At 38.2% G+C, this 12,637-nt stretch carries 11 protein-coding genes, 1 tRNA gene and 2 pseudogenes; 8 read left to right on the top strand and 6 right to left on the bottom strand.

Features of this window, described 5'->3' with window-relative positions:
- Positions 1–59: 59 nt before the first annotated feature.
- From trxA to IEY67_RS10805, 3 genes are read right to left on the bottom strand one after another with little or no spacing between them, the layout of a single operon-like run.
- Positions 60–545, bottom strand: a complete 486-nt coding sequence (gene trxA / locus IEY67_RS10815; protein ID WP_122351434.1) for a thioredoxin — start codon at positions 543–545, stop codon at positions 60–62.
- A 24-nt stretch (positions 546–569) separates the two neighbouring features.
- The gene (locus tag IEY67_RS10810; protein ID WP_183671537.1) at positions 570–1,595 is read right to left on the bottom strand and encodes a TQO small subunit DoxD; all 1,026 of its coding nucleotides are present in this window, start codon (positions 1,593–1,595) and stop codon (positions 570–572) included.
- Position 1,596: 1 nt separating this feature from the next.
- Positions 1,597–1,818 carry a DUF6132 family protein gene (locus IEY67_RS10805; protein ID WP_075557749.1) on the bottom strand — a complete coding sequence of 74 codons (222 nt, stop codon included), beginning with the start codon at positions 1,816–1,818 and terminating at the stop codon, positions 1,597–1,599.
- A 275-nt stretch (positions 1,819–2,093) separates the two neighbouring features.
- Between IEY67_RS10805 and recR the strand changes: the two genes are divergently transcribed.
- From recR to IEY67_RS10790, 3 genes are read left to right on the top strand one after another with little or no spacing between them, the layout of a single operon-like run.
- Positions 2,094–2,717, top strand: coding sequence for a recombination mediator RecR (recR, locus tag IEY67_RS10800; protein WP_075557748.1), 624 nt, complete (start codon positions 2,094–2,096; stop codon positions 2,715–2,717).
- Between the two features lie 11 nt (positions 2,718–2,728).
- Entirely contained in the window at positions 2,729–3,904 is a 1,176-nt protein-coding gene (locus IEY67_RS10795; RefSeq protein WP_183671538.1) for a glycosyltransferase family 2 protein, read from the top strand.
- A 1-nt stretch (position 3,905) separates the two neighbouring features.
- A complete protein-coding gene (locus tag IEY67_RS10790) occupies positions 3,906–4,436 on the top strand; it encodes a GNAT family N-acetyltransferase (RefSeq protein WP_183671539.1) in 531 nt (176 codons plus the stop codon).
- Here the strand turns inward: IEY67_RS10790 and IEY67_RS10785 are convergent, their stop codons facing one another.
- Positions 4,437–5,033 (bottom strand): YqgE/AlgH family protein, encoded by a 597-nt coding sequence (locus IEY67_RS10785; protein WP_122373371.1) that lies wholly within the window; start codon positions 5,031–5,033, stop codon positions 4,437–4,439.
- 119 nt (positions 5,034–5,152) lie between these two features.
- Positions 5,153–6,466 carry an aminotransferase class I/II-fold pyridoxal phosphate-dependent enzyme gene (locus IEY67_RS10780; protein WP_183671540.1) on the bottom strand — a complete coding sequence of 438 codons (1,314 nt, stop codon included), beginning with the start codon at positions 6,464–6,466 and terminating at the stop codon, positions 5,153–5,155.
- 138 nt (positions 6,467–6,604) lie between these two features.
- Between IEY67_RS10780 and IEY67_RS10775 the strand changes: the two genes are divergently transcribed.
- The 3 genes and pseudogenes from IEY67_RS10775 to IEY67_RS10765 all read left to right on the top strand — a co-directional run bounded on the left by IEY67_RS10775 (position 6,605) and on the right by IEY67_RS10765 (position 9,590).
- Positions 6,605–6,678: transfer RNA gene (locus IEY67_RS10775), tRNA-Asp, on the top strand.
- Between the two features lie 243 nt (positions 6,679–6,921).
- A pseudogene (locus IEY67_RS10770) lies at positions 6,922–8,144 on the top strand (site-specific integrase).
- A 123-nt stretch (positions 8,145–8,267) separates the two neighbouring features.
- Positions 8,268–9,590, top strand: coding sequence for a hypothetical protein (locus tag IEY67_RS10765; RefSeq protein ID WP_229801031.1), 1,323 nt, complete (start codon positions 8,268–8,270; stop codon positions 9,588–9,590).
- A gap of 210 nt (positions 9,591–9,800) precedes the next feature.
- Here the strand turns inward: IEY67_RS10765 and IEY67_RS10760 are convergent, their stop codons facing one another.
- A complete protein-coding gene (locus IEY67_RS10760; RefSeq protein WP_229801030.1) occupies positions 9,801–10,529 on the bottom strand; it encodes a LuxR C-terminal-related transcriptional regulator in 729 nt (242 codons plus the stop codon).
- Between the two features lie 172 nt (positions 10,530–10,701).
- On the opposite strand from IEY67_RS10760, the pseudogene IEY67_RS10755 reads away from it, so the two are divergent.
- Together IEY67_RS10755 and IEY67_RS10750 are read left to right on the top strand one after the other, a co-directional pair.
- Positions 10,702–11,407 (top strand): annotated as a pseudogene (locus IEY67_RS10755) (DUF5712 family protein); the annotation flags it as partial.
- 248 nt (positions 11,408–11,655) lie between these two features.
- Positions 11,656–12,414, top strand: coding sequence for a hypothetical protein (locus tag IEY67_RS10750; protein WP_183671542.1), 759 nt, complete (start codon positions 11,656–11,658; stop codon positions 12,412–12,414).
- The last annotated feature ends 223 nt before the right edge of the window (positions 12,415–12,637 follow it).

Below are 12,637 nucleotides of genomic sequence, written 5' to 3'. Positions count from 1 at the left end.
TCGTCTGCGTCTGGTCCCTTTATTGGGATACCTCTTTTTTAGTTATGGATAGAATGCTTTTACTTTTTCAGTAAAATAGTTTCAATCTTTTCTTTTAATTGATCTTTAGGCAATGCTCCTTGAAGCATCTGGGGTTTCCCTGTCATGGGGATGTACAGCAATGCCGGGATACCTTGTATTCCGAAAACCTGTGCCAGTTCAGTTTCCTTGTCGACATCTACTTTGTATATATCGATCTTTCCGGCATATTCTTTGGCTAGTTGTTCCAGAGAAGGAGCGATCATTTTACAGGGGCCACACCAGTCTGCATAAAAGTCGATGATGGCGGGTTTGTCGCCTAGATATTTCCATTCGTTGGGGCTGGCTTCGTAATTGTATATCTTTTTCAGAAAATCAGCCTTTGTGATATGGACAGGTGTATTGGCTGTTGTTTCCTGGCTGCTTTCTGTTTCACCGGCAGCGTTTTTGGCTTGTCCTTTGCAGGAGGATAAAGTCATGAAACCTACGACCAATACTAATAATGTGAAGATTTTTTTACTGTTCATTTGGATTTGAATTGATGTTAATAATTAATTTTTCAGTTTCTGTTTCCAGGTAATGCCGCTGATATCTGTCAATGTCAACTCGTAGTCACCTTTGGGCAGATTGGCGAGTGTTTCATCTTTTATTGTCAGCTCCGCTTTGCTTCCCAAAGGGATGACAAGGCTATGCTTACCAGGAGCCACTTTCGCTATATACATATTCCGGATATCTGTTTCCGGAAATTCAGATAATTCCTCTCCGTTTCTGTCGAGGATGATATTGCCATTTGCATCTTTCAAAGTAACGCCGATCAGGAAGGAACCGTATACATCCACACCTTCTACACGATAGACGGTGAATGACAACTTTTCTTTGCCCAGATTGGCATCGTTTATTTCTATCTTCGGCTTGACCGACTTATTATGTAGCTTTCCCCATACTCCATTATGGAATACCTGATTGGTCAGGAGGGAGAGAAACAATATGGCTGTTGCACCGGCTACCGAAAGTCTTCCCGATGACTTCTCATCGAGTGGAAGCGGGCCGGATGTCAACCAGGTTGTCCAGGCATACTTATTTAGTAGTGGAATCCGGGGAATGACTATGTTGTCCAGAGAATATTTGCCTCCGCCGGACAGGAATAGGGTAAAGCCTGCTGCGACACCTAATATCCCGATTTGCCATTCATCCACGCAAGTGGTTCCCAGCCATCCCGAACCTAATAATATACCGGTTGCAAGGCTCGACACTCCGATACTCATCAACCGTGTAAAGAAGCCGAGCATAAAAAACAGACCTACAATTCCTTCAATGATCGTGAAAACGACCATCGCCCACCAAAGTTGATCCGGATTTGAAACGAGATATTCTATCACCGGTTTTATTCCGAATGCGTTAGGGAGGAAATGGTTGAATTTCTCTCCTATATAACCTGCCGTATCCGGGATAAGTTTATTCTCAAGTACTAATCTTCTCCAAAAAGCAGAAAAATAAGTCCAGCCGACTACAAGGCGTAGTGCCAGTGTAAACATACCGAACAGTGAATATGCCTGTTTCTTGTATAGTGCTTCCATATCATTGATCTTTATCGGTTGATATTTTATTTTCTTTCTGAAAAGAGCTGAGCAATAAACCTCCTATAATTGCTCCCCAAACTGAACTGTTGATAGGAGAAGATGTGATAGGGCAGGTTCCTGTTGTGCAACCAATAAAATTCCAGTATAGAAATCCCCCTGCGGCGCCGAGTGCTATCCCTAGCAGTGTAAGCCAATGTCTCTTGAAAAATAACTTTGCCATGCGTTTACTTATTTGTTTTCTACTGATAAATATTTCTACTTGCAATGATACTGCAAACTTATATTCTATTTTTTAATAAAACAATTTTCTAGTAGAAAATATTCTGAGTGCTAACATTGTTTCACAGATATGATTTTATAAGGGCTGTATGGATGTGTCAAAAATATGAAGTTTTTGATTGGTTTGGTATTTTTAATAAAAACGATTCGTTATTTATTACGGATAGAGTTGTTTGTGCGGAATTAATTATCTTTGTGGTCAAAGAAAGGTAATCAATGACTCAGAAATATCCGTCCGTTTTATTGGAGAATGCTGTGAACGAGCTGGCTTCGCTACCGGGAGTAGGAAGAAAAACGGCTCTCCGGTTGGCTTTGTATATGCTTCGCCGGGATGAAGGTTATACGGAAAACTTTGCTTCGGCTTTGCTGGCTTTGCGGAAAGAAGTGAAATATTGTAAGGTGTGCCACAATATTTGTGATGACGACATGTGTTCGATTTGTGCCGATCCGCAGCGCGACCATTCTACCGTTTGCGTAGTCGAGAATATTAAGGAGGTGATGGCTATCGAGAATACCGGGCAGTTCCGTGGCGTTTACCATGTGCTCGGAGGAATTATTTCCCCGATGGACGGCATAGGGCCTGGCGACCTGCAGATAGATAGTCTGGTGCAGCGGGTGGCGAATGACGAAGTGAGGGAGATCGTGCTGGCACTTAGTACAACGATGGAGGGCGATACGACGAACTTTTTCATATATCGCAAGTTATCTCCTTATGAAGTGAAAATTACGGTGATTGCCCGTGGGGTGTCTATTGGTGACGAGATTGAATATGCCGACGAAATAACCCTCGGTCGTTCCATCGTGAACCGGACTAGCTTTAATGATTCGATAAAAATTTAATCAGACTCTTTATGTACGAAACCAAGATATCCATTATTATTGTAAACTACAATGTAAAGTATTTTCTGGAGCAGTGTCTGCTTTCGGTTCGTGCTGCAATAGCCGGACTGGATGCGGAGGTTTTTGTGGTTGACAATAACTCGACTGACGGCTCCATCGATTATTTGCGTCCTAAATTTCCGGAAGTCCTGTTTATAGAGAATAAAGATAATCCGGGATTTGCAAAAGCGAATAACCAGGCTATCCGCCAGTGTAAAGGAGAATATGTTTTGTTGCTGAATCCTGATACGGTGATAGGAGAGGAGAGCTTGCGGACCCTTTGTTTCTTTATGGATGAGAATCCGAACTCCGGTGGTATCGGTGTGAAGATGTTGGATGGGCATGGCGTTTTCCTTCCGGAAAGTAAACGAAGTTTTCCTTCTCCCTGGGTTTCGTTCTGCAAGATATTCGGTTTGTCGAAATTGTTTCCTAAATCGCGTATATTCTCCAGGTATAGCCTGGCTTATCTCGATAAGGAGAAACAGCATAAAGTCGATGTATTGGCTGGTGCTTTCATGTTACTCCGTCATGAGGCCTTGGATAAGGTCGGCTTGCTGGATGAAGCGTTTTTTATGTATGGTGAAGATATTGACCTATCATACCGTCTGGTATTGGGTGGATATAAGAATTACTATATTCCCGAACGTATCCTTCATTATAAGGGAGAAAGTACCAAGCATGGCGACATGAAATATGTGAAGGCATTTTACGGGGCTATGCTGATCTTTTTCAAAAAGTATTATCCGCAGTCCGGCTGGCTGATGGGATTTTTTATCAAGATGGCTATCCTGTTGCGTGCATCTCTGGCTGCTTTGTCACGGATGTTGGGAGTTCGGACAAAGCCGAATAACAAACACCGCCGTCTGCTGGTGATTTGCCGGGAAGAGCATTTCGAAGCAATGAAAGCGGCTTGTGCCAAGCGTATGCCTGAACTGGAGCATATCAATCTATGGAACTTGAGTGAAGAGCGTGTGATGGATGCCATTTGCCGTCGTAATCAGATGAAAGAGTTCACAGACTATGCCTTTTGTTATCCGGATGCTCGCTTTGAACAAATGCTTTTGTTTATGGATAAGCTGGTAGATAAAAAAGTAACCTATCATATTTATAGTACAGAGAGCGGACAATTAATATCACCGGGGAAGTAATATGGCACTACTGGAAAATGAAATGATCCGGCTTCGTGCACTGGAGCCGGAGGATCTGGAACTTTTATATCGTTGGGAGAATAATTCAGACCTGTGGGAGTTGGGTAACACTATGTCCCCATATTCCCGTTATATATTGAAAGAGTATATCCGGGAGTCACACCGGGATATTTTCGATACCAGGCAATTGCGTCTGATGATCGAGTTGCGTTCGACAGGAGCAGCTATCGGCACGGTCGACTTGTATGACTTCGAGCCCCATCACCGGCGTGCAGGCATCGGTATTCTGGTCGATCCGCTTTATCAGGGGAACGGATTTGCTACGGAAGCGATGCATGTATTGATGGAATATGCTTTTATGTTTCTGAAATTGCACCAGTTATTTGTTCATATCCCGATAGAGAATGAAGCCAGTAAGGCCTTATTTACCCGTTGCGGGTTTGTTCTTTCCGGAATAATGAAAGATTGGGTCCTGACGGAAAAAAGATATTCCGACGTTTTGGTAATGCAAAAGGTACGGACTGAAAGATAATTAGTTAAGATACGGATCCTTGGGATATTTTGTCCATGCTTCATAATTGCTGCCAAGCTCTCCCAATGAATCTTTCCAAAAATCCTCTCCGTCGGCCAGCAACACATTTTCTTTCGATGCGTGGCTTACTACCCATGAGTTATGGTTGATCTCATTACCCAACTGACCTTCTGTCCAGCCTGAATAACCGAGGAAAAATTTTACTTTCCCGTCAATAGAATGACCATTCTGGATATAACGTTTTAACGCTTCGAAATCACCGTCAAAATAGAGATGGTCTTTTATCTTCAGGGAATCGGGGATAATCAGATCACCCAGTGAGTGAATGAAGAACAGGCGATTGGCACTTACAGGGCCTCCCAGGTAAATCGGTATCTCCGGGAACTTCTCCAGTTCCGGAAAAAATGTATTGACTACCAGATCCGTTTTCTTGTTTAAGACTAATCCCATTGATCCGTTATCTGTGTGTTCTACGAGCAGAACGACGGAGCGTTGGAAATAGGCATCTTGCAGAAAAGGTTCTGATATGAGTATGCTACCTTGTGCAGGCAGGAGATTATTATGCGTTATTTTGAAGATATTTTTGTATGATGCCATGATAAGATCGCTTAACTGTTAATACACAGCGACAATATATGGCTTTTGATGTTAAGAAGCAAACGAAAAACCCGGCATTTGGGTTAATAAGTGTAAAATAAATGCCGGGTTTGTGTTAATTATAGGGTATGATTTTCTTTGAATAGCTTTAAACGCTCTTCCAGAAGGTCATATTGGTGCGGTTTGATGAACGAAGTGCAGGCGCGCAGACCTTCCTGGTTACTGCCGGTTGTGCTTAAAGAAATGGCGCTTACTCCGTAATAGATTAATTCTTCCATCAACTCTCCGCCGGTCATTCCGGGATAAGCGATCGTGAAATAGAAGCCGTCGGCAATCGGTTCGTCCAGGTCATGATCGTAAACGATCGTGAAGCCGTAGTCTGTAAAAATCTTTTTCAGTCTTTCGGCGCGGCGTCCGTATTCCTTTACTTCCGAGATAAAATCGAACTGGCCGTCGGAGGCTGCTTTGAACATGGCAGCCAATGCTACCTGCGCTGAATGGCTGGTTCCTGATGACAGAGCGTACAGTACACGGTGGATGTAAACAGTACCGAAAGTACCGCCGCCATAACGCTTCGTCAGTCCCGGATAAGCACGGTGGTAAAGTTTGTTGGAGATAGCAGTTACACCGATACGTTGTCCGGCATAGCTGAATGCTTTCGAACCGGAGATCTGTAAGATGTAATTATCCGTATAATGTGCAACGCTTGCCTGATAAGGAGCTTCGAAAGGTTTGCCGAGTTCTTTGCGAAAATCCATAGCGAAGTAGGCGAGGTCTTCGATCACGATCGTATCATATTTGTTTGCCATCTCTCCGATGATCTTCAGTTCTTCGTCTGTCAGGCAGAACCAGGCAGGATTGTTCGGATTCGAATAGATCATGGCTGCGATATTGCCTTTTGAAAGGTGTTCTTCCAGGATGGCACGCAGTTTCTCTCCGCGATATTCATAGACGTCGAATGATTCGTATTTATATCCCATCACGACGATCTGTTGTTTTTGAACCGGAAATCCGGGATCGATGAAGAGGATAGTATCTTTTCCTTCCGTGCATTGTCCGCTGGTAAGGAAAGAGGCAAATGTCCCTTGCATGGAACCGGTTACCGGAACACAGCATTCCGGTGCTATATCTATATTGATAAAAGCCTTGATGAATCTGGATGCTTCTGCTTTTACTTCCGGCGTACCGTTGATATTCGGATAGATGGAGGCGATGCCGCTCTTTAGTGCATTTATTTCCGCATCAACACCGACTTGCGCCGCTTTCAGTCCGGGAACTCCCATTTCCATATGTATGAACTCGGTTTTTGTTTCCTGTTCCAATTGTGTGGATATGGCAACAACTTCACGGATTGTAGCTTTCCCGAAATCCGGTAATCTGTAGCCATCTATTATTCGTCTGGCAGTCTGATAATCTACTGGAGTATTCTTCATGTCTGTTATAGTTTATATGGGGGACAAAAGTAAAAAAATAATCGATCCGATGTGAAATATTTGTATGAAACTGTTGTGTAATTAAAAATATTATCTACCTTTGCACCGCAATCGAGAGAGATGCGATATGAAAACATTGGTTCGGTAGTTCAGTTGGTTAGAATACATGCCTGTCACGCATGGGGTCGCGGGTTCGAGTCCCGTCCGGACCGCTTTCGAAAGAAGCGAAATAAAGTAAAGCTCTGTAATTCAATGATTACAGAGCTTTTTCTTTTTCCTCGCTTAGGCAAAAAATGGCAGTTTAAGGTAGTCTTCACGTGGCTTATTCGTGGGACTTTTTGAAAGCCGTTTTTGCTCCCACGAATTGACGTATTTGGCTTTGATTATCAGTGTTTTTCGTAGTTGGTTTTTGAACCTAATAAACTAATTTTGCAACACTTAAAAATTAAAGGATTATGGGAGCAGCGAAAAGAAGCACGTTAAGCGTACTATTCATTATCAAGAAAGCCAAACTTCTCAAAAACGGTGAAGCTCCTGTTTGTATGCGCATCACCGTAAACAAGCGAGTAGCCGAAGTTATGATTAAACGGAGTATTCCCGTAGATTTATGGAATCAGAAAAAGGAATGTTCCAAAGGAAAAGACCGTATAGCCACAGAACTAAACCACTATATCAGTACAGTTCGAGCCAAAGTATTACAGATACATCGTGAATTGGAGATAGACAATAAACTGATAACAGCGGATATAATAAAGGATTGTTTCTACGGACGTGATAAAGTACAGCGTAGTTTATTGGAAGTCTATGCAGAGCATAACGAGAAATGCCGGGCTTTGATAGGTAAGGAATATACAGAGTCTACCGTTGCCAAGTTTGATACTTCAATTAATCGTCTGAAAGAATATATTCGTAGCTGCTACCATCGTGATGATGTAATGCTGTCGGAAATGGACGGGCAGTTTATTCGTGATTTTGACTTTTGGCTAAAAACAGATAAGCATTGCCAAAACAATTCAGCCTTGAAGCATTTGAAAACTTTAAAGAAAGTCGTTCGTATTGCTTTGGCTAATGACTGGATAAAGAAAGACCCTTTTTATGGTATTCACTTCAAGCAGGAAGAAGTAGATGTAGAATTTCTATCCCGTGAGGAATTGGATATTCTGTTGAATAAAGAGTTTTCTATCAAACGATTGGAACAGGTAAGAGATACTTTTATTTTCTGCTGTTTTACCGCGCTCGCTTTCGCAGATGTTCAGCAGTTGAGCCGCTAACACTTGGTAAGAGACAATAACGGTGCATTGTGGATACGCAAGGCACGACAAAAAACTAATCAGATGTGCAATATACCTGTATTGTCTATTCCGCAAAGAATACTTAGAAAGTACGAAGATAATATAGAGTGTATAGAGAAAGGTGTACTTCTGCCTGCTATAAGTAACCAGCGCATGAACGCCTATCTGAAAGAAATTGCTGATTTGTGCGGTATAACCAAACGGCTGACGACACATGTCGCCCGTCATACGGCGGCTACAATCGTATTTTTAGGCAATGAGGTATCAATGGAGAATGTTTAGGACACTCCAATATAAGAATGACGCAATACTATGCTAAAGTATTTGATAGCTCCATTATGCGTGATATGGTTAATGTAGAAAAGAGCTTTAATAGAAAACGGTGACGCTTACTCTTTATCAATAAATCTCTAACAAGTGTTTGATTATATATATAATAACTATATCTTTGATAAGTATCAAATAATCGTATTTGTGATAATATTATGTAAGTACCCATTTTTATGAATATGACAACAAAGAATATAAGGACTTGGAAAAATAAAGAAGGAAATCTTTGTTTTAGCTATAATACGAGACAACCAATGGAGAAGCCATTAATAATTGCAGTTATTGGTATATGTATTGGAACTGTAATATTTGCCGAATATCTATACTTTAATACTGCCTATAGTTTATTTCCTCTATTATTTCTATTTATGTTTATTTTTATGTATTGGTGTGTTTATCCATGCAAAGACAATGAAGCAGTAGAAGAAATGATGATGGATAAAAATGTAGATTTACGTCTGCACAATGAATTGAAAACGTTTAATAAAAACACCTATGAAGTGAGGCGTAGATTTCACCAAGATTCAAAAGGTACATACGGTATTATAACCGGCACTTATATGTTAGTGTTATTATCAGATGGCGAAATTTTAGAGTATGAATTAAAATATCATAAACCTACAAAAATTGAATATGCATATCATGAGTTTATAAAAAGACCTACAAAATGTACTAATCCAGAACATAAAAAGGTTATTGAAATAAGGAGTTTTACCAAATGGTGGATGCAGATTGCGATACCCGAAAAAGCAAAACTTTCATTAATAATATTCGCATTCGTTAGCATAGGGATTGCTTTAACTTCTTTATACTTATGGCTAATGATAAAATTTGAATGGAAAGCTATAGTATTTTTTATTGTATATATTGTTATATTTATGATTTTGCAATCGTTAATTAGTAAGAGTAAAAATAGGATAGTAAAAATATTAGATTTTATAATTTCGTTACCAATAATAATCACTAAAATATTGCTTAATTTAATGTTTCCAACAATGATAGTTTTAATGAGTTATATGTGTTTGGGAGCATATGCATTTGGAATACCTATAATAATTGTGATAGCCTTGTACTTTTTGCTTAATTTGAATATCTCATGGGAAACTATGTTTTTTATTACACTTGCAGTTGGTTCTATTATAAGTGTTCATGGGTCAAAATTTATTCATTGGATGATAAAAGAACAATCTCCATTGAAAAATTGGGAAAACCATAAATATGAAGCCGTTAAGACTGAATTAGCTCTATATGTTATCAATAAGAACAATGTAAATTTTCTTATTTATTTAGCTTACTTCTTATACCTCTCTCTATCAGGATTTATGCAGATACAATATAATGAGCCATTGATAACAACTAATATCGATAGTGCAATATTAAAAGCTTTTCTTGTTTTCATAGCTTTCTCAAATATGGTTAATAAGTCAAAGGATGTTGAGATAAAAGTGAAACCATTATTAAGTAAGATGATAAGATTGATAACTACACATGACGAAAACTAAACCGTACTACTAAATAGGTGTATTGAAATATATTTAGTTTTTTCAAAATCAGACTAAAAACATTAACAAAGAAAAGCTCCGCATCCAGTCCGTTCAAGTCCAAGCCCTACGGGTTAAGCTAAAAATCTCCACACCTGCGCTACGCTTCGGGTCGTATTTTTAGCTTAAGACTTGCACATACTGGCTGCTGCATTGATAGAGTTAATGTTATTAATCCGTTTCGGAAAAAATGTGTTTTTGAATTGAGTTGAATAAACCCAACCTTTGTGCCAAATTAACAGCTTCGATAGAATTGTTCGCTTTTAACTTTTGTAAGATGTTCTGCCTGTGAGTATTAATTGTATTGATGCTGACATTTAAAGAGTTTGCAATCTCTTTGCTTAATAAACCTTGTTTCATTAATTGCAAGACGCTCAATTCTCTATTTGTCAATGGTTCTTCTAAGGTATCTGATAAATCAATAAATATCTGCTCTCTTGTTTCAAAATTATAGAGGTGGCTTTTGGTTATTTCTGATTCATGGCTTGCATCAACATCGATAACTGATAACATAAGCCAAATATCACCTGACTTATCTAATTCTATTACTTGCTCCTGTTCAATAATACGGATATATTCACCACGTACATTTTTTACTCGCATCTCATGTACCATCTTATGCTTCATTTTTTCTTCAGCGGAAAGACTACTTAATAAGGAGTAGATTTTCTTTCTAACAAGCAAGCCATAATGTATATCACCTGGATGAATAATCTTTAAGACAGGTTCATGGCCATAGATAAATAACCTTTTAGAGTCAATCCCATATGATTGAGGGATATTGTCTGATACAAAAATGAATTTCTTAGCATAACAGTCAAAGACCAACACTATACTATGTGCGAATTCTGATAGTTTAAGCCAATCAGCTTTTTTCCGTTCTATAACAGAGTAATCCAACTCGTCAATAAAAGCATCTGATGTAGGCAGAATCTACTACTTTTTCTACTTTATCTATTGATTGACTTTTCATATCTCAAATTTTCAGATTGTTACATCTTGTCTCATTATAAATGACTATTGTAACAGTTAAGGCTTACCTGTAACTTTGCACAAAGTTAATAGATTAAGGCAATTACTGAAAACGGATACTAAGTTTTTTTGCTATCCATGTCAGCCCATCGGAAAGTGAACTTCGGATAATGGGGAACACCGAACAGGAGAAAGCCAAAGCCATGAAGCGGTATATTGGGGAAGTATTCATCCCCGAATACGCCAAGAATTTCAACAAAGAACCATCCGCTTCGGATATAGAGTTTTACGGTAAGATTCATTTTGACCGCATCTGTTCTAATAACGAACTGAATATGCACTGTCATTTGATAGTGATCCGGAAAGACCAAACTAATAAAAAGAAGCTGTCACCGCTTACTAATCACAAAAACACCAAAAACGGAGTAATAATAGGTGGCTTTGACCGTGTGAACCTATTTCAACAAGTGGAACAGGGCTTTAAGCTATTCAGCTATAACCGCCAATTATCTGAATCCTTTGAGTATGCCAATACTATGAAGAACGGTAACATGGACGATAAACTGAAAATGCAGGAGCAGGAGTTGAAAGAGCCAAAACAATATTTTACTGGCGAAAATAAAAAAGAGATATTCCAATCCGGTGAAAAAGAAAACATGATTTCTTGCAATCTTGATAGTAAATAAAATAATTAAGAGTCTTTTAATCAGGTAAATAATAAGGCTGGAGATTCTTTACTGTCTATCTTCTCATTGGGAGATGGCAATAATTACGATGCAATATCAACAGAACATTTACAGGTATAGTAACACAAGAAAAAAAGTAATAAGATGATGATTAAAAGTGAAGATAAAAAAAGAACTTTTTCTCTTTAATCGAGATCAGAGAAAGTATATTAGCTATAATACCGATTGTTTACAGAAAATTTTCTATCTTTGAGAATGCTAGTTGCTGATATTTATATAGTCATGCTTTGAGTATTTTTCTATATAATGTTCATTTCCGTATAACATGCACAGTAAACTTGTAAAAAAATAATTTAAATTCAACTAATATGAATGATTTCCTTATTAATCACTGGTGGAAAATTCTAACTATTTGCACATCTGCTATTCCTACAATTATATTATTTTCTATAAAAGGGAAAATTTCTCATTGGTTTAATAAAGACTTAGAATCTCATCGTGCAGAACTAGATAGGAAAAGCAGACAAATCCAATCAAGCCTTGATACTCAATTAGAAACTATGAGAATCGAGTTCGGACTGATCCAATCAGAAAGGCTACAAATACTTAAAGAAGCATGTGGTAGGCTAACAGAAATATTAAATCAAATAAATATTATAGCCTCTTATTACGAATATGACTGTAAAGAAAATGTAGATTATGGCAAAAAATGTCCTTCTGATGGAAATGAATGTAGCAATGATTGTATTATAAACTATTGGGAAAAAATTGTCTCATTCGACAAATATACTCGACAAACTAATGACTTCTTAGAAAGCAATCAGATGTTTTTTCCTATGGAAGTTACGATAAAACACATGGAAATCATTGCACTAGTATATAATTTGAGAAAAGAAGCCTATGATATAAATCATAACCTTGATAATACTTCTAAGGAAAAGGCATTGGATTCTTTTCGGCTTTTTTATCAATTTAACAAAAGTGAAATAATCAAATTGAGAGATAATCTAATAAATGAATATAGACTTTTAATAGGGGTATCTCCGCTAAAATCTTATTCAGTAAATGACTATAGATTATTACAAGCCTATGAGAGTAGTAAAAAGAATAAAATATCCAATGAATAAATCCAAATTATATATAATCTATAATCATGAATGAATTTTTTATTAAGCATAATGGAAATATCATAATGAGTTATGATAGAATAAAAATAAGTAATAGAAAAGTAGTATTCAGGGAACGCTAAATCGTAAATGCTTAATTTGATGAACTTTTTTGTTCTTAGAGGCTGTAATTTAAACTGTGTCAGCAAAGCAAACAAATAAAGTATTAACTTTGCTAACAGAG

Source organism: Parabacteroides faecis, from assembly GCF_014647375.1.
GTDB lineage: Bacteria > Bacteroidota > Bacteroidia > Bacteroidales > Tannerellaceae > Parabacteroides > Parabacteroides faecis.
Note: the sequence above shows the minus strand (reverse complement) of the source record. Positions and strands in the feature narration are given on the sequence as shown.